This window comes from Deinococcus sp. QL22, assembly GCF_023370075.1.
Taxonomy (GTDB): Bacteria; Deinococcota; Deinococci; order Deinococcales; family Deinococcaceae; genus Deinococcus.
In genome coordinates, this window is sequence record NZ_CP097149.1 from 450,746 (window position 1) to 467,598 (window position 16,853).

At 61.8% G+C, this 16,853-nt stretch carries 23 protein-coding genes; 6 read left to right on the plus strand and 17 right to left on the minus strand.

Annotation, left to right across the window (positions count from 1 at the left end; genetic code table 11):
• Positions 1-18 precede the first annotated feature (18 nt).
• The 3 genes from M1R55_RS02085 to M1R55_RS02095 all read right to left on the minus strand — a co-directional run bounded on the left by M1R55_RS02085 (position 19) and on the right by M1R55_RS02095 (position 1,458).
• Positions 19-405, minus strand: coding sequence for a transposase family protein (locus M1R55_RS02085; RefSeq protein WP_249391754.1), 387 nt, complete (start codon positions 403-405; stop codon positions 19-21).
• 8 nt (positions 406-413) lie between these two features.
• Complete coding sequence (locus M1R55_RS02090; protein WP_249393100.1) at positions 414-824, minus strand: transposase family protein; 411 nt, start codon at positions 822-824, stop codon at positions 414-416.
• Between the two features lie 67 nt (positions 825-891).
• A complete protein-coding gene (locus tag M1R55_RS02095) occupies positions 892-1,458 on the minus strand; it encodes a hypothetical protein (protein ID WP_249393101.1) in 567 nt (188 codons plus the stop codon).
• A gap of 100 nt (positions 1,459-1,558) precedes the next feature.
• Between M1R55_RS02095 and M1R55_RS02100 the strand changes: the two genes are divergently transcribed.
• The 4 genes from M1R55_RS02100 (at position 1,559) to M1R55_RS02115 (ending at position 6,399) form a co-directional block, all read left to right on the plus strand.
• Positions 1,559-1,867, plus strand: a complete 309-nt coding sequence (locus M1R55_RS02100) for a hypothetical protein (protein ID WP_249393102.1) — start codon at positions 1,559-1,561, stop codon at positions 1,865-1,867.
• A gap of 115 nt (positions 1,868-1,982) precedes the next feature.
• Complete coding sequence (locus M1R55_RS02105) at positions 1,983-4,049, plus strand: transglycosylase domain-containing protein (protein ID WP_249393103.1); 2,067 nt, start codon at positions 1,983-1,985, stop codon at positions 4,047-4,049.
• Between the two features lie 84 nt (positions 4,050-4,133).
• A complete protein-coding gene (locus M1R55_RS02110) occupies positions 4,134-4,835 on the plus strand; it encodes a VWA domain-containing protein (RefSeq protein ID WP_249393104.1) in 702 nt (233 codons plus the stop codon).
• Position 4,836: 1 nt separating this feature from the next.
• Entirely contained in the window at positions 4,837-6,399 is a 1,563-nt protein-coding gene (locus M1R55_RS02115) for a hypothetical protein (RefSeq protein ID WP_249393105.1), read from the plus strand.
• 3 nt (positions 6,400-6,402) lie between these two features.
• On the opposite strand, the gene M1R55_RS02120 is transcribed toward M1R55_RS02115, so the two are convergent.
• Both M1R55_RS02120 and M1R55_RS02125 read right to left on the minus strand, forming a co-directional pair.
• Positions 6,403-6,687: a DUF1905 domain-containing protein gene (locus M1R55_RS02120; RefSeq protein WP_249393106.1), complete on the minus strand. Its 285-nt coding sequence runs from the start codon at positions 6,685-6,687 to the stop codon at positions 6,403-6,405.
• A 46-nt stretch (positions 6,688-6,733) separates the two neighbouring features.
• Positions 6,734-7,156, minus strand: coding sequence for an META domain-containing protein (locus tag M1R55_RS02125; protein ID WP_249393107.1), 423 nt, complete (start codon positions 7,154-7,156; stop codon positions 6,734-6,736).
• Positions 7,157-7,273: 117 nt separating this feature from the next.
• Between M1R55_RS02125 and M1R55_RS02130 the strand changes: the two genes are divergently transcribed.
• Both M1R55_RS02130 and M1R55_RS02135 read left to right on the plus strand, forming a co-directional pair.
• Complete coding sequence (locus M1R55_RS02130; protein ID WP_249393108.1) at positions 7,274-7,492, plus strand: hypothetical protein; 219 nt, start codon at positions 7,274-7,276, stop codon at positions 7,490-7,492.
• A 290-nt stretch (positions 7,493-7,782) separates the two neighbouring features.
• Positions 7,783-7,971 (plus strand): hypothetical protein, encoded by a 189-nt coding sequence (locus M1R55_RS02135; protein WP_249393109.1) that lies wholly within the window; start codon positions 7,783-7,785, stop codon positions 7,969-7,971.
• A gap of 182 nt (positions 7,972-8,153) precedes the next feature.
• Here M1R55_RS02135 and M1R55_RS02140 read toward each other — a convergent pair whose 3' ends face one another.
• The 12 genes from M1R55_RS02140 to M1R55_RS02195 all read right to left on the minus strand — a co-directional run bounded on the left by M1R55_RS02140 (position 8,154) and on the right by M1R55_RS02195 (position 16,830).
• The gene (locus tag M1R55_RS02140; protein ID WP_249393110.1) at positions 8,154-8,540 is read right to left on the minus strand and encodes a prepilin-type N-terminal cleavage/methylation domain-containing protein; all 387 of its coding nucleotides are present in this window, start codon (positions 8,538-8,540) and stop codon (positions 8,154-8,156) included.
• A 63-nt stretch (positions 8,541-8,603) separates the two neighbouring features.
• Positions 8,604-9,020 (minus strand): type II secretion system protein, encoded by a 417-nt coding sequence (locus M1R55_RS32020; protein ID WP_371827140.1) that lies wholly within the window; start codon positions 9,018-9,020, stop codon positions 8,604-8,606.
• 191 nt (positions 9,021-9,211) lie between these two features.
• On the minus strand, positions 9,212-9,949 hold the full coding sequence (locus M1R55_RS02150) for a hypothetical protein (protein ID WP_249393111.1): 738 nt from the start codon (positions 9,947-9,949) through the stop codon (positions 9,212-9,214).
• Between the two features lie 88 nt (positions 9,950-10,037).
• Positions 10,038-10,415 (minus strand): hypothetical protein, encoded by a 378-nt coding sequence (locus tag M1R55_RS02155; protein ID WP_249393112.1) that lies wholly within the window; start codon positions 10,413-10,415, stop codon positions 10,038-10,040.
• An 84-nt stretch (positions 10,416-10,499) separates the two neighbouring features.
• Positions 10,500-11,210 (minus strand): M23 family metallopeptidase, encoded by a 711-nt coding sequence (locus M1R55_RS02160; RefSeq protein WP_249393113.1) that lies wholly within the window; start codon positions 11,208-11,210, stop codon positions 10,500-10,502.
• Positions 11,207-11,731 (minus strand): hypothetical protein, encoded by a 525-nt coding sequence (locus tag M1R55_RS02165; RefSeq protein WP_249393114.1) that lies wholly within the window; start codon positions 11,729-11,731, stop codon positions 11,207-11,209. The genes M1R55_RS02160 and M1R55_RS02165 overlap by 4 nt, the downstream gene beginning before the upstream one ends.
• The gene (locus M1R55_RS02170) at positions 11,728-12,078 is read right to left on the minus strand and encodes a hypothetical protein (RefSeq protein ID WP_249393115.1); all 351 of its coding nucleotides are present in this window, start codon (positions 12,076-12,078) and stop codon (positions 11,728-11,730) included. The genes M1R55_RS02165 and M1R55_RS02170 overlap by 4 nt, the downstream gene beginning before the upstream one ends.
• Entirely contained in the window at positions 12,075-12,410 is a 336-nt protein-coding gene (locus M1R55_RS02175; RefSeq protein ID WP_249393116.1) for a hypothetical protein, read from the minus strand. The genes M1R55_RS02170 and M1R55_RS02175 overlap by 4 nt, the downstream gene beginning before the upstream one ends.
• A gap of 82 nt (positions 12,411-12,492) precedes the next feature.
• The gene (locus M1R55_RS02180) at positions 12,493-14,538 is read right to left on the minus strand and encodes a hypothetical protein (RefSeq protein WP_249393117.1); all 2,046 of its coding nucleotides are present in this window, start codon (positions 14,536-14,538) and stop codon (positions 12,493-12,495) included.
• 66 nt (positions 14,539-14,604) lie between these two features.
• Positions 14,605-14,856 carry a hypothetical protein gene (locus M1R55_RS02185; protein ID WP_249393118.1) on the minus strand — a complete coding sequence of 84 codons (252 nt, stop codon included), beginning with the start codon at positions 14,854-14,856 and terminating at the stop codon, positions 14,605-14,607.
• Positions 14,857-14,858: 2 nt separating this feature from the next.
• Positions 14,859-15,839: a hypothetical protein gene (locus M1R55_RS02190; RefSeq protein ID WP_249393119.1), complete on the minus strand. Its 981-nt coding sequence runs from the start codon at positions 15,837-15,839 to the stop codon at positions 14,859-14,861.
• Positions 15,829-16,830 (minus strand): hypothetical protein, encoded by a 1,002-nt coding sequence (locus M1R55_RS02195; protein ID WP_249393120.1) that lies wholly within the window; start codon positions 16,828-16,830, stop codon positions 15,829-15,831. Before M1R55_RS02195 ends, M1R55_RS02190 begins: the two co-directional genes overlap by 11 nt.
• Positions 16,831-16,853 lie beyond the last annotated feature (23 nt).

The following is a 16,853-nucleotide window of genomic DNA, read 5'->3' on the forward strand; positions in this document are numbered from 1 at the left end:
TTAGACCTCTTGCGAAAGTCAGGCGGGACGTGCGCGGGTGAGGTTACAGAGCGCAGCGATCAGCTGAACCCGGAGTGCAAACCGACGTCGCCGATGTCGGTACACGCCCTTCAACACGCGGAAGATTTTCATGCGACGGATGACATGCTCGATCCCCTGCCGGGTCTGCGCCAGCACACGATTATCCTGGCGCTGTTCGGCTGACAGAGGCGACGCTCGCGTCGCCTTATGGGTGGTGATGGCATGCCCGTGGCTCCGCCAGAGTCCCTGGTATCCAGCGTCCCCGATCAGCGCCGTCTCGTTGGGCAGCCGCACGCCAGACTGACGGAACAGCTTCAGATCATGAACGGCCCCAGCACTCGTGGCGGTGCCCAGGATGCGCTGTGTCACCGTGCACATCAGCACCTGAAACTTCAGGGTATGGCGCTTCTTCTTCCCGCTGTACCAACCGCCCTGCTTTTTTTGGGCCGTTCACACGGGACCTCAGAAGCATCAATCGCGACAATGCTATAGACGAGCTGCGCTTCCTGAAATACGCGTTTCTTGGGCATCTGGAAGTGCGCACTGGCGATCAATGCCGCTTCCACGCGTTGCACCGTGCGGTGCACGCCATCGTCATGCACACCCCAATCGTCACCCAGGTGTGCAAAGGTTCGATACTCACGCCAGAATTCTAGGGTCATCAGCAGCTGTTCAGCCACGCTCAGCGCGGCTGGGCGGCCAGATTTCTTCTTCCGTCCTTCGCGGAGGGTCAGCACCTCTTCCATCTCGGCAAACGTTTCCGGGGAAACCCCGGTGCGTCGACGAAACTGCTTGCGGTTCATCTTCAGCGTGCGTGTCAGACGGTCTCGCTCCACGCTACCAGCTTAGCCCACGACTTTCGCAAGAGGTCTATTCGGTGTGGTGAGGGGCCAAGGATGCAGCTTGCGCTTCCCGCCAATGCATGACTTCGGCGGCTAACTTTGGCAGCGTTTCAAGGGAAGCCGTCATGGCCCGCTGAGGCGCCTGCATTTCCATTGCCCGGCACATCAGCAATTTGGCATCGGTGGCCGGGTAGGTCAGGGCGTCCAGTTCATTGATCTGCCAAGCCGAATCACCCTGACAGCTCTGATAGACATGAAAAGCCTCGTGGACGGCCAACGCTGCCAGATCGGTGGGGGTGTCAGACGGGGGCAAGCTGGGGAGGTAAAGGCAGGCTGCCAACAAGCCGTCTTCTAACGCGCAAGAGGTGTTTGCCCAGACTTGCGGATGACGGCCCGGAAACGCCCAGCGGTCTTCTTCGGCCTGCCAGCCCATTCCAATCGGTTGGGCTCCCCACAGCACCGTCTTCTGACCGTCATAGACCACCAACGGCACCTTCGCGGGCTCAAAACCGGGCCACAGCACCTTGGCCGAGGCCTGTATCAGATGCCGTGCCTGCTGAACGTCTGCCAACGTCAGGGGCATGCTCTCGGTCATAGCTTGAGGATAGATCAGGTCTGATCAACGAGGCTCACGTCGCTCTCGCCTCCACCAAAAGTCGGTTTCCGCCCTCATCTGGGCCGCCTACACTACCGTTATGAGCTTTGTCCGCAAGCCCCGGCCCTATTCTTCGGGCCTGAATTCTTCTGGATTGAATGCTGCTGGGCTGGGTAACGCCCCTGTGCCGCCGCCCAAGCCTGCACGTCAACGCGCTCCCAAACGCGAAAAACAGGCCAGCTCGATGCCGCGCCAGCCGCGTTCCTCGTGGGCTACGGCTGTCACGACACTGGCAATTCTGGGCATGCTCCTCATTTCTATCGTTGGCGTGTCGGGTATTGCCAATCAGGTGTGGCAGGCAGCGCAGTTCAGGTCGGCGGCGGCGGGCGTATCGGATGTGGTGCGGTAAACCAGCAACGCTCCAGGCCTTCAGGACGTACTAGCACTGTGAACGCCAGCCAGAATCATCCCAAAAAGCACCATCCCGACCACAGGAACCGCGCTTGACCTTCTGGCGACGGCGCATGCCCTGGCCGCGCACCCCGTTCGTGACCCGGCCCGTGCCGTGGACACTGCGGCGCATGGTGCGGGCAGGGTTGGCAGGCGTGGGTGCAGTCACGTTGGGCGTGATCGGGCTGGGCGTGGGCGGCGCGGCGGCGTCGGGAGCGTTTGGGCGGGCGTGGAACCTGCGGGCGGAGTTGCAACCCATACAGGTGCAAGACCGCCGGGGCGCGCCGCTGGGCGTCATCGACCATTGCCGGGACGGGGGCACAGTGGTGAATACCGTACCCTGCCGCGAGTCGCTGAGTGTGCCGCTCACGGGTGTTTCACGGGCCTTTTTGCTGGCGTATGTAGCCAAAGAGGACGTGCGGTTCTTTTCGCATGTGGGCGTGGATTTGGGCCGCCTGCCGCGTGCTCTCCTCAGTGGCGCGGGAGCCAGCACCATTACGCAGCAACTTCTGAAAAATAGCGTGCTGGCGGGCCACTTCGATTATGATACCGGGCGGCGCACGCTGCCACTGGTGCTGACGCGCAAGGCCACCGAATTCGTGCTGGCCCCGCTGGTCACGTGGCGTTACGGGCGGCGCGAGGTGCTGGCCATGAGTGTGAACAGCCTGCCCTGGCTGGGTATCGGCCAGCGCAAAGGCATTTACGATGCGTCGCGGGCGGTGTTTGGCGTAGACCCCGCTGACCTGACGCTGGCGCAGAGTGCTTTTCTGGTGGGGCTGCTGCCTGCACCCGGCACCTATCTGGTGTCGGACAGCACGCCGCCCGAAGCCGCCACCGCCCGCTTTCGCCGCATGAGAACGCAACAACTGGTCACGCTGAATATCCTGCGTTCGCGTGGCCTGATCTCGGAGGCCGAACATCTGGACGCCGTGTCTACGCCGCTGCAACCCCGGCTGTGGCGGGCCGAATATGCGGGCAGCGGTTCCGATCTGCGGCTGGTGAGCGCCTCGCGCAATCCCGACTACACCAACGAACCCGAACCCGTGTGGGCCATGCAGGAACTGGTGCGCCGGGAACTGCGGGCCGGTGGGCTAGACCCGCGCCGGGTGGCCCGCGTGGTGCTGACCATAGACGCGGGCGCACAGGCGGCCCTGAACCGCAGACTGGCGGGCAGACCCAAAGGCGTGGCCGAGGGCGCAGCCGTGCTGGACGTGCGCGGGGGCGGCGTTGTGGCCCTCGCCAGCAGCACGGGCGGCGAGCAGAGCAGCCAAGCGGGGCGGCAATGGGCAACCTCGGCCAGCCGTCCGGTGGCGAGTACCGTTAAGCCGCTGTTGTACGCCGCCGCGTTTGGTGAGGGTCTGACCCAACTCAGCCTCTTTCTAGATGCAGCCACCTCGTATGCCGGGCAGCCTATCCGCAACAATTCCGGCGCATTCTTGGGCCGTTCCGTGAGTATCCGCGAGGCCAACGCCCGCAGCCTGAACACGGTGGCCGTGCGTGTGGGCACTGACCGAGAAACCACCCTGCGCCGCGTGCTGGACAGCGTGGGCTACACCGAGGACACTGCCAACCGTTCCAGCCCCGCCCTCGGCACTTACCGCTCGTCGCCGCTGAAGGTGGCCGCCGCCTATGCCAGCTTTGCCAACGGCGGCCAGCTCTGCACGCCGCACCTGTTGGCGGAAGTGTACGACCGCAGCGGAAAGCCCTTTCCCCTGCCCCGCGCTGACTGTGCCCCGCTGTGGAACGAGGCGGTGGCTTACGAGGCCTTCGACCTGCTGACGGGTGCGGTGAACGATTCGGCAGGCCATCTGGGATTCCTGCGCCCCAGCTTCGTGCAGCGCCTGACCGGACGGAATGTGCCGCTGGGAGCCAAGTCCGGCACCACCGACGATGTGCGCGATACGTGGTGTGCAGGCGTGACGCCGCAGTACGCCATGAGCGTGTGGATTGGCGACCCGGACGGCCTGCAAAGCGTGCCTGCCGACCTGTATCAGGGTCAGGCCGCCTGCCACGAACTGGGCCTGCTGCGCGACCTCCCCCACGAAATCCGCAGTCTGGAAGCCCCCGCCGGAATCACCCGCGTGGGGGGCATAGCCGTCCCGGTACCCAATCTGAATCCCAAAAATCCGACGCCGCCCTAAGAAAGCGTTTTAACCCCCAACCAACGCCCCCATGTTTTCCTGTTTTTTCCACTGACCACTCACCGACCCCGAAGGAGTCCCCACATGCCCCTCTCCCCCTTCCTCTCCCTGCTGCCGCTGCTGACGCCTGCCCCCGCTGCGGCCAGCGCCTCTACCCTGCTGGGCCTCAGCACGCCGCCGCTGCATGTGGTCATTGCCGCCGACATGACGGGCAGTTCCAAGAATCCGGCCTTCGGGTACGCGGCACAGGCCAAACTACTGACCCAGAGCGTGCTGCTGAATCAGGTACGCTCCGGCGACACGGTCACGCTGCTGCGCGTGTGCGCGGGCGTGCAGACGGTGGCCGACTTCAAATTCCAGTCTCAGAACGGGGCGAGGATGGGTAAGGCCGACATTTTGCGCTACACCAATGCCCTGACCCAGCCCTGCACGGGCAAGGGCAGCGCGATTACGGCGGCGCTGGCACAGGCCCGCAGCATGGCGGCCCGCACCGCTGGCGTGGGCGACGTGGTGATTATGTTTACCGATGGCGCCACACTGGACGACCCCAAACGCGCCGCGCTGGGCATCACCGTGAAGGGGATTCTGAATGCGTCTGCCACCCGCCTCCTGTTTTTTGCAGGCCTCAGTCCAGAGCGCGGGGCCGATGGAAACTCGGTGCGGGACAGCTTTACCAAAGCGTTGGGCACAGGTGTAAACGACAAGCGGTTGCTGATGGCCGGAGCCTACGACCTGAACAACGTGTATCCGACCTTTGCCGACGCCGCCAAAAAAGCGAGGCGCTAGGATGACGACCCCAGAGAGAACCGCCCCAGACAGGACAACTCAGAATGGTTCGGCAGACACGTCATTTCACGCGCCCGCCCCACTGGAAAGCGTGACCCTGAGCGGGCCGGATTTGGGCACGGTCAATATGAGCTTTGCAGGGGAAGGTGAAGCCGGGGCACATGCGGGCGCTGAAGCTGTTTCCGCCCTATCAGACGCAGAGAAAGCGCTACCATTCGACCCACTTCTCAACCCTTATGAGGCCGCCCTCCCCCGCCCCGACCCCCTCGCCGCAGAGCAATTTATGCCGGTGCTGCCGCCGGATCATTACGGCGCGTTCCTGAATGACCTGACGCATGAATTGACGCTGGTGGCCGACCCCGCCGCCCGCAGCCTGCTGACCAAACGCGCCCGGATTCTGGCGCTGAATGTGGAGCAGTACCGCGTGAACCACGCCCTGGCCCGCCAAACGCTGACGCGGGTGCTGGCCGAAACGGGCGTGGGCGTGCGCGAATCCTGGACGCGGCAGGACGAGCACCTGCGCTTTATGAACGCGGCCAGCAGCGGCGTGGAACACGAATACACCCGCGCCACCGAGGCCATAGAACAGGCCCGCCAGCAACGATTCGACGCTCTGGCCGAGTACGGCGCACAGCCCGACACCCTCAGCGCCGAAGGCTTTTATCAGCAACAGGCGTTGGCAGATTTGGCCCGCGAAGGCCACCCGATTCGCCCGCCCGAACAGCAGACCGGCAGCAAGCGCGTGTTCAACGGGTTCGCCGTGTTCAGCAAATTCTTTGTGGGTGTCATCAGTGGCGTCAGCATCAACCTCCTGTTCAATCCCGAAAGCCGCCTGTACCTGACGATTATTGCCCTGACCGCCGGAATCATGTTCAGCGTGCTGCTGCTGTGGTTGGTAGACGAACTGGCTTACCGGGCCAAAATGGCCGCCCACGCTGCGGCAAACGGCACACCGGGCATGGGCCGCCCCGCCGCCTACATCGGGGGAATCGTGGCCGTCAGCGTGCTGTATCTGGGCGTGGAAGGCTACCTGAACTGGGACGGCATTTTGCGCGTGACACAGCAGATTGCCGCCAACGCCGCGCAGCAGGGTCAACTGACCGACCTCAGCACCACCACCGACACCAACGCCGTGCCTCAGCATTGGTCACTCTTGGTGTTTACGATGGCGCTGGTGGGCATGGCGGTGGGGGCCGCGCTGCTGCAAGGCCGGGAACGCGCCCGCACCGTGCTGGAGCGCGAGCGTCTGCTGGGGCGGGTGGCCCAGATCAAGCAGACACGCCAGTACGCCGGGACCGCCCGCGCCACCGACCACGTGGCCTACCTGGAAGCCGCCCGTGACCGCCTCGCCCCCCCGCGTGACGTGACCAGCCCCGACCACGCCCGCCTGAATGAGCGCGTGTTGAACCACTGGGAGCAGGAGCGGGAGACGCAGGTGCAAACACTCAGCGCCACCATCGTGCGTGACGCACGGCAGGTGCAGGACGCGCTGGAAGACTTCTCGTTGCAGCTACAGGCGGCCCAACATCCTCAGCAGAGGCGCGGGCTGTTGCGGTTTTTGTAGCCGTCATCCCAGAGTCATCTGCACGGCCACCTCTGCACCCTCTTCCAGCCCTTCCGCCTTCCTCACGTTGGCGCGGATGGGAATGACGTAATGCTCGTCTTTGAAAAATAACGACGTAGTCCATGTGGTGCTGCCGATCTGAGCCTGAACGGGAATCATGCCCCAGCCGTAGGTGACGAACCGGGAGGCGGCTTTCAGTTCGGCGCTCTGCTCGGTAGGAACGGTGATGAAGTACCAGGGCGCTGGCCCCTTCCAGAACCAGAGGGGGCCGCTGAACTCGAAGGTCATGGCCCAGTATCTCTGAGGAAGAGCCAGCAGGGGGTCAACTTCAGGACTAGGGTTTGGCAGGCGTGACGTAGCCGATTCGCTCGAAGGTCAGGCGGGTGGTCTTAGAAAACAGCACCAATTGCCGGGTGTTGCCGCTGATCAGGTAGCCCGTAGATGCATTCAGGGCCGCGTGAAAAGCGAGGGGCTGAGCGTACAAACACCGCTCGTTGGGACGCGGTGGCAGGGGCGCAACTTGAATGGTCAGGCGGTTGCGGGCCGCCCGAATCGTTCCCGCGTAGGTGCCGCAGCCGATGCTGCCGCGGAGTTGTCCACCCACAATCACGAGTTGCACTGGGGCAAGACTCAAGTCCGGCTTCACTTGCGGCGTCACGTGGGTCAATGTCCAGATGCCGTTGAGGGGAGCAGGCGTGGCGCTTTGAGCTGAACCTAAGCCAGCAGCAAGAGCAAAAGTAGACAGGAGGAGGCGCATGGCCTGATCATGAAGGGTCGGCGTGATGAAGGTCTGACGCGGCTGGGACGTTCTTGGTCAGTATTTCCGGTCACCACTTTGACACTTTGGCAAGACGCTCCCCGGTAGGCTGCCAGAATGGGAATGAATGTCGGCTTTTTCGGGGTCATTGCAATCACCGCCGCGCTGATTCTTCTGGCTGTGGTGGTCATGACCCTCATGACAGCGGGCCTGTGGTTCTACACCCGCATCACAGGCAAAGCTGTGCCCCGCGCCCGCCGCCTGCAACTGATTTTCGGCGTCACGGCATTGGTGGTCGTACCGCTGATTATCACGGTGCTGGTCGTCAATTCTTAGACCCCACCAAGACACCAAAAGAGGCGGCCACTTCCACATGGCCGCCTCCATTTCTTGTTCTGAACTCCAGTGTTACCCGGTCTGACCGAACTGCATTCTGACATGCGCTTTTTTAAGGTAGACCGCAGCGGTGCGATCCCTCTTCTTCTCTCCTCTACAATTACGCCATGAACAAAAGAGTGTTAATCCGTTTCGTTCCACCCGCACCGATCAAGGTGGCGGTGAGCAAGGGCTTGAGCCGCACGCGCAACTGGAACGCGCCCAAGTTGATCGACTTCTTGTAGGAAGGGTTGGAGATTTGGGCTGCTGATGCGTATCCCGAACTGGAGCTGGCTGTCGTGGAGTCTCGTCAGGCTGAGATCCGATTTGATGGTTGGAAGCCGGACAAAGAGCAGGCGAGCGAGGTGCGGGAGGCGATTGGTGAGCAGATGGGCCTGGTGCTGGAAGGGATTGAGCCGGACGAGTATTTGAGCGAGTAAGAGCTGAAGAGTTATCCACACCCCCAAGGTTGCCCTGTGGATAACTGTTTCATCCACTACTCTTGTTGCACGCTTCGGCGGGAGTAGATCTCCCCACCAGCTGCGGCGCCCGCTCTGAAAAGGGCGGGTTTTTGTTGCCATCAAAAAGCCCGCGCTGAGGCGGGCAGAGAGATTAAGACCTGTTACTCAGGCGCACCATTCACGTATGTGGAACGGTCGGTCACGACTTTAACGCTCAATGTTCCGTCAGCTTTGGCCCCAATCTCACAAGTGGTGACCACATCAGGCGGGGCTCCCCAGCTGTACCCACTGTCACTGCCATTCTCGTTGGGAAGTTCGGTAGGCGCTTTACAGTCCGTAGGCAAATCCGCCACAGTGCGGCGCGGACTATCAGCCATCCAAGCGAAAGTGACGTGAGTGACGTTTGAAGCAAACATTTGGGCAGTACGTTCTTTAGCGACCTGGCGTGCACTGAGCAGATTGGGAATCAGCACGGCGGCGAGAATGCCAATGATAGCAATGACCACTAACAATTCGAGCAAAGTGAAGCCTTGCGTATGGTGATGCATAGTGGGTTGGCCTCAAGGGGTATGAAAAACCGCCCCGAAGGGCGGCCTAGGGTTCAACTTGGATCAGGGAGTGACAGCAGCGGTAGCGAATTCCGTGACTTCCTTGCCGTTCTGAAACTTCTTCAAATTGCCGGAGTCTTTCATCGTGGTGTTCACGAAGAAGTCGTCGGAGCCGTTGACAAGGAGGGCGCAGGTATCGACGCCTGAAGGCGCAGCGTCCACAGGATAGGTACCTTCGACGGCCTTCGTGCAGTCAGCATCCATGGTACCAATAACGCTCTCAGAGGTTGCCGCGTTGTCGCTGGCCAGGTTAGCGACGGCGGCCTTGTAGACGCTGGTGTTGTGGGCCTGTCCAGCGCGGGCAGTGGCGCTCTTACGGGCACCCAACAGGTTGGGGATCAGCACAGCGGCCAGGATCCCAATAATCGCAATGACTATAAGTAACTCAATCAGGGTGAAGCCTTGTGTATTGTTCTTCATGTGTTCTCCTGGTTGGCCCCCAGATAAGAGATGGATAGGTCTGGTTGGCCGGGTATGGCGTTGACTTCTGCGGGTATCTCCCGCTCTTGTCTGTGTTTAGAGTACGAATGATATTCTAACAATTTTCTTACCTAAAAGTGAAGTTCATCATCTTTAGAAGGCAGGGCACCAGCGTTTTGAATTGAGAGCGCTCAGTTGCCTGATTCAAAAGATGGAGGCTTCAAGAACTCTGGACTCGGCTGGTATACCCCCGGCTTGACGCGTACCAGCCACCCTTTTTTCACACGCACGGCCAACCAATTGGTAGTGCGTTGGGGTTCTTCTGGGAAGAGCGTCTGGGCAACCTCAGGCTTGGTGGCAGGCCACTCCAAGCGGGCAATCTCTTGCCGGAAACGCAAGTTCAACTCGCGCTCGGCCTCGACCAGTTGAAAGTACCTAGCAGCCCCGAATTCACTCAATCGAAACTCCCGCATGACCTGTTCACGGGTGGCGCCTTGCTGGATGCGAGCATAAATGTCTTGCTGCTGTCCAGGGGTCTGCTGTTTGACCTGAACGATCCCGTGGATGAGCCGCAGGTGTCGACTGACGGCCATCACCTGATACCCCCCTGCGTTGATGGCAATCTCGGCGTGGCTATGCCCCTGTGCCTGTTGTTCATCGACCCAGGCGCGACTCCAGTACAAGGGCAGGCCGCGCTCGCGGAGTTCGGCTTCTGTCCAGACTTTGTCTTCTGAGGCCGCTTTTTTGTGAATGTGACTGAGCTGATGTGGTTTGTATTGGGGAGGGGCCAGTTGAATACCACGGGAGGCATTCAGGATGGCATTGCGACCAAAGACCTCGACACTGAGTGCAGTGCGCTTGGCGGCCGCTTCTGCGTGGCGGAGTTCTTCGGCAGTGAGGGTGATGGTGATCTTGAGTCCAGCAGGCATGACGTCATGCTGCCACACATGAACTGAAAATCGCCCCCGCTTACAGCCGAAGCTGAAGCGGGGGCGAATTCGCCTGAGTTGTCCGGTATCAGCCCAGAGGGAACAGACGCTTAAAGGCCATCTCGATCAGCATCAGCGTGAACGGGCTGTTGAGCAGAACCATCAGCCAGGTGGCGGAAGGCGGCGCAAACTCTTTGACCAAGGCCTGCACGATGCTCAGCACAAACTGGGCACGGGCCGTCCCGGCAATGACACCCTTCAATTCTTGGGCGGCGGTGACGCCTGCTTCGAGCAGCGCGCCGACTTCCGTCCAGGTGGCGCCATCGCGCAAAGCCTGTGCTTTGGTCACTAGACTGGGGAAGTGCTTGTCGAGCCAGGGCTGAACCAGATCAGGAGTGAGGGCGCCTCCGGTGCGAGTAGCGGTACCAAGGGACAACAGAAGGGACAGGATTTGAGCTTGCAACATGGGCACACTCCAAGGGCGCGGCCCTCCAAAAAGGCAGGGCCGGGAAAGGTCGAATTGTTAGCGTCAGTGAATGACGCGGCGGGCCTAGTTCAGCGGCAGTGCTGGGATGCTGATGGGTTCGGGCTCACGACTGTTGACGTACACCCGCACCGTCTGGGTACGGGCATCCACGGTCACACCGTTGTCGGGGCGTTGCACCAGTTGGCCAGTGATTTCGACGTCATTGACCAGGACGCGCATGGGTTCCCCTCGCAGGACTTGCAGCGATGCCAGCGTGCGCTTGGCCCCGCGGGCGTGCAGCCACTCTTCCGGTGGGTGGTAGTTCTCCCGCACAAACGCTTCGCACGCCTTCCGCTCTTTCATATGGGTGCTGGGCCAGTAGTTGGGGGGCAGATTGACGCCCGCCTTCTTGACGTAGAAGTGTAGATGCGCGGCCATGCTGAGCTTCGCGCCTTTCCCGATCTGCCCGATCAGATCGCCGCCACTGACCAGTTGGCCCAGCTTGACGTGAATGTCTCGCAGGTGCCAATAACCCGAAATGCTGCCATCGCCGTGCTTGATCTCAACGATGCCGCCGATGTACCCGTCCCACATCACGGCCACCACCACACCTGCATCCGTACCGTGCACCGGGTCACCCACATCGGTGTCACTGCCGGTGACCGCATTCAGATCGATGGCGGGGTGAACGGAGCCAAGCGCCTTGTAGTAGGCAGGGTCAAGCCAAGCACAGCCAGGTTGCACGGTGTAACGGGTGGTGGGGGTGTCGAGCGTCGGCCAGAAAGCTAAGGTCATAGGGTTCCTTTGAGCTGAGCCAGTTCCGCTTCTGCCCGCTCCGCACGTTCCTTCCAGTGCGTCATCTGCTGCCAGACCGTGGGCCGCACCGCCAGTCGGAACAGTAGCCAGAGCAGGCCAGCCTGCCCCTCCAGGAACGAGAAGGTGGCTGGTGCTCCGGTGTAGACGTTGCGGGCGCAATTCAAGAGCAGCGCAGAGGCGATGATCGCCCACCCCATGCGCGTTGACCACGGCGCTTCCCGCACGTACCAGAGTGTGTAGAGCACCAGGGCCGCGACGGCAAAGCGCCCTCCAGCCAAGATGACCCCACTGAGACTGCCATCCAGGCTCTCCAGATATTGCGTGGGGCCGATCACGGTGTCTCCAATGTCCGCCAGAAGGGCTGGGGACAGGAAGAAACCGACGACATGCAAGAGCACCATGACAATCGGGATGGCGTCACTCCAGTGCCAGCGGGGGCCAGCACGGAGAGCAGCGCGTTCGGCACGGCGGGTGGGGGTCTGGGCAGATTTAAACGTCATTCCGGGGTCTCCTTTTTGGTGAGGGCGTACTGGCCTTTAGCGATGGCGGCGACAAAATCCCAGGCGGCTGGCCCCATGTAGCCGTAGAACATGGCCAGGCCCACCGCTGCCTTGATGGGAAGAGGTTTGATGGTGTCTTGCAGCAGCAGCAGCGCGAGTGCGGCCATCGAGCCATACACGACGTCTGCAAACCCTTCTCCGAACGTCGTGAGAGGCTTTTGTTCCCGCCGCTGGGCCGCACGTTCACGGGCCACCCGTGCGATCGAAACGCAGATGGTCAGAATGAGAGCCGCGCCGAACAGCACCAGCGTGCGGAGGCTGATCAGTTCTTGCAGCTCCGGGGTCACTGTTGCTCCGAGACGCGCCACTCCCGCCCGATCCGGTCTACCCAGACCAGTGACCACCAGCTCAGGGCCACTTTCCGGAAGGTCTGCCCGGGGTACAGGGTGTAGAGACCGGGCGGGAAGTCAGGCTGACTGCCGCCCAACTTGGAGACCAAGCGCAAGCGGGCGACACCGTTGGGGGGGCAGCCGGGTTTGAGTTGCACGGTGAGCCACCGGCCAACAATGGCGGGACTGGCTGTGGCCACCACCGTGCACAGGGGCGGTGGCGCAGGAGCGGAGAGGGGTGCAGCACTGACGGCATGGCTCAATGCCACCGCGAGAATCATTCGTTTCATGGGCCTCCGATCGGCAACAGAAGCCCGCCCAGCTGCCGAGAGCGTGGGCGGGTGGAGAGGGTGAAATTAGGCGGAGGGGTGCTTACCCGTAGATCACCGCAGGCGTCCCGTAGTCCGGCCCCATCTTTATGCCCGCGTTGTGGCACCACAGCAGGAACTGGTGGTGCGCCGCCCGCTCCTCTGCCGCCGTCGCGAGGCGGTTCTCGCACGTGTTCCCGAACGTCAACGCCTTCGTCGTCCACTCTTCCCCGAAGCCCTGCGGCTGGGTGTTGAGGTTGGTCGGCTTGATGGTATGAACGTTGCTGATGCCCAGGCTGTGCGACACGGCTTTGCCCTCGACCGTGAAGCCCGCGTCCCCACTCATGTACACGCCGATGCGCGGGTCGCCCGTGAGTGGCGTGCCGTCCCGCAGCTTGCCGGTAAAGATCACCTTGCCCCGGTTCAACTGGTGATTGTTCCCATGCTGCGCGCCCAGCTGCGTGCCGGGGCCGACCAGCCAGAAATCCTCGATCAAGGTGTACGCGCCCGTGTTCGCGTATCGCGTCAGGTGCTTCTCATCCGCAGGCAACCCGCCCGTCATGCTCTGGTACGGGAAGCTGTAGTCGCCCGCAGGCTTGGGCGCGCCGGGAATGTAACTGCCCGTCGGCTGTCGCTGGCCGCCCATGTTGAACGGCATGCCGGTCGTCCACCGCTGGCCCGTGTTGCTGATGCCGTTGCCAGGGTTCCCGAACGTAAAGTACCCACGCACTTTCACGCGCACGTCCAGGCTCTCACCGCCGATCAGGTAAAAGTTGAACTGGTCTTCCATCAGGCTTTTCATGTGCGTGGAGTACACGAAGACGCCCGCCCAGTCCAGGCCGCCGAAGAACTGTCCAGGCAGATTGTCTTTTGCGTTGTTGTTGGCGTTCAGGACAAGGAACTGCGCGAAGTCGTGACCGATGGGCATGGTGTATCCGCCCGTGTCGTTCGGGTTGCTCTGGCCGCGCGTCTGGCTTTCCTTGTGCTTGCTGACAATCGTGTCGTTCGACAGGTCGCCGCCTGCGCCGTTGCTCCGCTTGCGCGCCAAGTCCCAGTAGATGTTCCCGTATCCCGTCGTGACCTGCCCGCCCTGTGCCGCCGTCAGCCCGCGCCACTGCCCCAGCGACGTGCCGCCCATCCCACGAATCAGATTCCGTCGTTCACGATGGGTTGACCCGTAGTCACCGACAAAAAACTGTCCCACCGCGTAGTTCTTGGTCGCAGGAACTTGGCCGTACGCGTAATTGTCTTCGAGAATGACGTTGGCGTTGCCGTTGGTACTACAGAAGTTGCCGCTCCCACGCCACTTATTCTTTCGAATTCTGACCAAGTTCTTTGTGTTGACTCGAATGCCATCTATGCGTTCGCCCGTCTTGATGACATAACCCTCGAACACCGTTTCGGCATGGGGCGACGTGTTGCTGTCGTCAATGACCAGTTGCGTGGTGCGGTAGGTGTCTGCGAAGGCCGATTGCGTCCCAGAGAAGTTGACGTGCGGAATCTCTGTTCCGTTCGCCAGGACGGCCAGCACGCGGTAAGAAATCTGCTCCCCCTCCCAGGCCCACAAGTTGCGGTAGGTCACGCCCAGCTGCGGAACGGCCGTCAGGCGCAGCCAGCCCCACTCGGGAAAACCGGGTTCGTGGTTGCGCTCGACATGGTAGCCCTGTATCGCCTGCCCGGTCAGCCGCGCCCACTGAAAGGACGCGCCCATCGGCCCGAAAGTTAAGCGGTTGCTGATCACGTCGGGTTCTCCTGTCTCCGGGGGGGAGGGGGGTGGTTCAACAGGCGGCGGTGGGGGCGGAGGCGGCGGAGGGGGTGGAGGGGGTGGAGGGGGTGGAGGGGGTGGAGGAAGCGGCGTGGTTGGGGGCGGCGTGCGGCGCTTCCGGGCCAGATCCAGTTCCGGCTGAGACTTGGTGAGCCGGGTGTCTTCCATGCCGTGCATTCCGACAAACGGATAACGAGCGTCAAGCTGAATGACCTTCCAGGCGCGAGACCGCCCGTAAAACCACGCAAAGTCGTTCAGGTCGTCATAGACCACGACATTTCGCTGCACGTCGCCGCCCAGATGGTTGAAAGAGGCCGACGCCAGGAATGAGAGGCGCCCGCTCATGGCCGGGATGGGCCAAGGGGGCGGGCGCAATTTGAGTCCTACGGTCAGTGAGGTGACTAGCACGGGTTACCCGCCCGCACCGACGTCTTCCATCTGCAGCAGCGTCACGCGCAGCGTCTTCATCTCGGTCTTCAGGAACAGGGCGTTACGAAACTGGTAGAAGCTACCCACAGCGGTGAGTTCCTGTAAGGCTTCGGTCAGGACGCCCGTTTCGTTGGGTTCGCCGTAGGTCTCACCTTCAACAATAATTCGGCCCAAGTCTTCGGTGCTGGTGTCTTTGCGTTCTAACTCGATCAGATACGTGTAGCGCGTGGTCATGGTTACGCCCTCCCTAAAGTGAGTTCAAAGTCCAGCGTGAGCTTGTGCGTGCTGGCTTTTGTGATGGTGGCGGGATTGGTCAGCCCGAACTTATAGCCGACTTCCGGGCTGCTACTCAACTGATAGCCGATGAACCAGCCGTGGTGTGCGGCGTTCAGCTGCGCGGTTGTGATGACATACCGTTTCGTGACCTTAAACGTGCCACTCACATAGGTCAGCTTCGTTGCACTAACAAGTGCGCTGGTATCGTGCGCCCCGCCTCGATCCGCACGATCCATCGTGTTTACGGCGCTCATGCGCTGAAGCGTGCCGTTCGAGGCGAAGTTAGTTGCCCAAAATGACTCCATACTTGCGGCGGTCACACCTGCCTTCATCCACCACGTCTCCTTGCCCGCAAGCAGGCCGATGCCCGTCACGGTAAAACTCGCATCCGTTCCGCCTGTGATCGAGGGAACCGTGACCGTCAACGTATGCGTCACCTTAAGCTGCTGCCCAGCCTGAACGGAGAGCGTAATCGGCGTCCCGGTGCCATCGCGGAACAGCTCGCGGATATTGACGTTCGTTCCCGTCGCCTCCGAGAAGCCGAACTCCGTCAAGTTATGCGCCGCCGTAATATCAATGACGCGCACGATGGTAAACGCCCCGACCATGAATCCGGCAGGCTGGGAATAGACGTTGGTTGATTCCGCCGTAAATCCCCCGCCGTTGGCGGCCCGCGCGACTTCCGTTGCGAGCGTCGTTTGTCCGACGGCGGGAGCGGTTGACCCAGTGCCTACCGCAAGGTAATGCCGAAAGGCCGCCCACAACCCAATCCCAAAGTTCGTGACGTCCGAGAGATTGCTTGAGGCCAGAATCGTATTCAAGCCCCGATCCAAAATAAGATTCGGCTGCTCACCTTCTTGCGCGACTGCCCCGTCTGCATTCAGCACTTCCCAGTGAACCCACCCGCTGACCGTTCCTTCTTGCTTAACCTTATGGTGCATACGTGCCTCCGATGAGTGCCCCAGCTCCAGTCAGCCCTTCTGTGAGGGTGCGTGGGACGCCGACGTTTTCTAGCTTTGAGGTCGAGACGAGGGTGCCCGCGCCGCTGAGCGGATCGGTCACCGGCCCGTGCGGGCGCAAGGTTAAGTCATACGCACTGGTCAGCATCTTGCCGACCCCTGCCAACGGCTCCGTGAGTACCGCCTTGGCTTCGACTGACTCGTATGTGCTGGTCAACATCTTGCCGATGCCGTTCAGTGTGTCTACTGACGACTGCTCAATGAGCATCGCTTCGTAGAGGCTCAGAACCATCGTTCCCGTCGCCGGAAGGAGGTCAGTGACCCGGATCGGGTAGAGCGGCGTCTGGGCGTAGAACGGGAGGTGCTCTGACTCTCCCATGATTTCAAGTCGGTACGGCAACGCGACCACCTGATCCAGTACGGCGTCCACGAGGCCCGTCAGCAGCGTGCGCTCGACCAGATAGGCGTCCCGCTGTGCCCGGTAACGCAGCTCTGTACGAGCCGCATTCAGGTACAGCAGGAGCACATCGCTCGCACTCGGGACAAACATCGCGGTGGCGTCATTGACCAGCACGGGATCAACGCCTGGGAACGGCCCCCGGTAGACGTAGTCCTCCTCGGTCTGATCCCACTGGCGAACCAGGAGTTGGCCATCATCCTCCCAAGCGGCCACATGCCGGGCCGACTGATCGAAGGCCAGGGAGATATGCCGGACCGTCGCGCCCAGATCCGGGAAGTTTTTCCCCGGCGTCACGACTACCCACTGTTCCCCCTGTCGCTGGTAGAGCGTCAGGCCCGTGAACCCGTGCCACGCCATCGCCCACACGTTGCGGTGCAGGGTGAGGTAGTCGCCATCGCCCGGAGCACCCATCAGCTGCGGCCCCAATGCGAAGACCAGTTCCGGCCGGAAGGTCGCTGCCTCCCGCTTGCCCGAGACGAGGTTGACGCGTGCGGGCGTGCGCTCGCTGGACACGATCTGACCGATTGAAGTCGCGG

Excerpts from the sequence above, each read along its gene's own strand:
- M1R55_RS02090 (WP_249393100.1), bottom strand. The coding sequence starts at position 824 with ATGAACCGCAAGCAGTTTCGTCGACGCACCGGGGTTTCCCCGGAAACG.
- M1R55_RS02095 (WP_249393101.1), bottom strand. The coding sequence starts at position 1,458 with ATGACCGAGAGCATGCCCCTGACGTTGGCAGACGTTCAGCAGGCACGG.
- M1R55_RS02100 (WP_249393102.1), top strand. The coding sequence starts at position 1,559 with ATGAGCTTTGTCCGCAAGCCCCGGCCCTATTCTTCGGGCCTGAATTCT.
- M1R55_RS02105 (WP_249393103.1), top strand. The coding sequence starts at position 1,983 with ATGCCCTGGCCGCGCACCCCGTTCGTGACCCGGCCCGTGCCGTGGACA.
- M1R55_RS02110 (WP_249393104.1), top strand. The coding sequence starts at position 4,134 with ATGCCCCTCTCCCCCTTCCTCTCCCTGCTGCCGCTGCTGACGCCTGCC.
- M1R55_RS02115 (WP_249393105.1), top strand. The coding sequence starts at position 4,837 with ATGACGACCCCAGAGAGAACCGCCCCAGACAGGACAACTCAGAATGGT.
- M1R55_RS02120 (WP_249393106.1), bottom strand. The coding sequence starts at position 6,687 with ATGACCTTCGAGTTCAGCGGCCCCCTCTGGTTCTGGAAGGGGCCAGCG.
- M1R55_RS02125 (WP_249393107.1), bottom strand. The coding sequence starts at position 7,156 with ATGCGCCTCCTCCTGTCTACTTTTGCTCTTGCTGCTGGCTTAGGTTCA.
- M1R55_RS02130 (WP_249393108.1), top strand. The coding sequence starts at position 7,274 with ATGGGAATGAATGTCGGCTTTTTCGGGGTCATTGCAATCACCGCCGCG.
- M1R55_RS02140 (WP_249393110.1), bottom strand. The coding sequence starts at position 8,540 with ATGCATCACCATACGCAAGGCTTCACTTTGCTCGAATTGTTAGTGGTC.
- M1R55_RS32020 (WP_371827140.1), bottom strand. The coding sequence starts at position 9,020 with ATGAAGAACAATACACAAGGCTTCACCCTGATTGAGTTACTTATAGTC.
- M1R55_RS02150 (WP_249393111.1), bottom strand. The coding sequence starts at position 9,949 with ATGCCTGCTGGACTCAAGATCACCATCACCCTCACTGCCGAAGAACTC.
- M1R55_RS02155 (WP_249393112.1), bottom strand. The coding sequence starts at position 10,415 with ATGTTGCAAGCTCAAATCCTGTCCCTTCTGTTGTCCCTTGGTACCGCT.
- M1R55_RS02160 (WP_249393113.1), bottom strand. The coding sequence starts at position 11,210 with ATGACCTTAGCTTTCTGGCCGACGCTCGACACCCCCACCACCCGTTAC.
- M1R55_RS02165 (WP_249393114.1), bottom strand. The coding sequence starts at position 11,731 with ATGACGTTTAAATCTGCCCAGACCCCCACCCGCCGTGCCGAACGCGCT.
- M1R55_RS02175 (WP_249393116.1), bottom strand. The coding sequence starts at position 12,410 with ATGAAACGAATGATTCTCGCGGTGGCATTGAGCCATGCCGTCAGTGCT.
- M1R55_RS02180 (WP_249393117.1), bottom strand. The coding sequence starts at position 14,538 with ATGAGCGGGCGCCTCTCATTCCTGGCGTCGGCCTCTTTCAACCATCTG.
- M1R55_RS02185 (WP_249393118.1), bottom strand. The coding sequence starts at position 14,856 with ATGACCACGCGCTACACGTATCTGATCGAGTTAGAACGCAAAGACACC.
- M1R55_RS02190 (WP_249393119.1), bottom strand. The coding sequence starts at position 15,839 with ATGCACCATAAGGTTAAGCAAGAAGGAACGGTCAGCGGGTGGGTTCAC.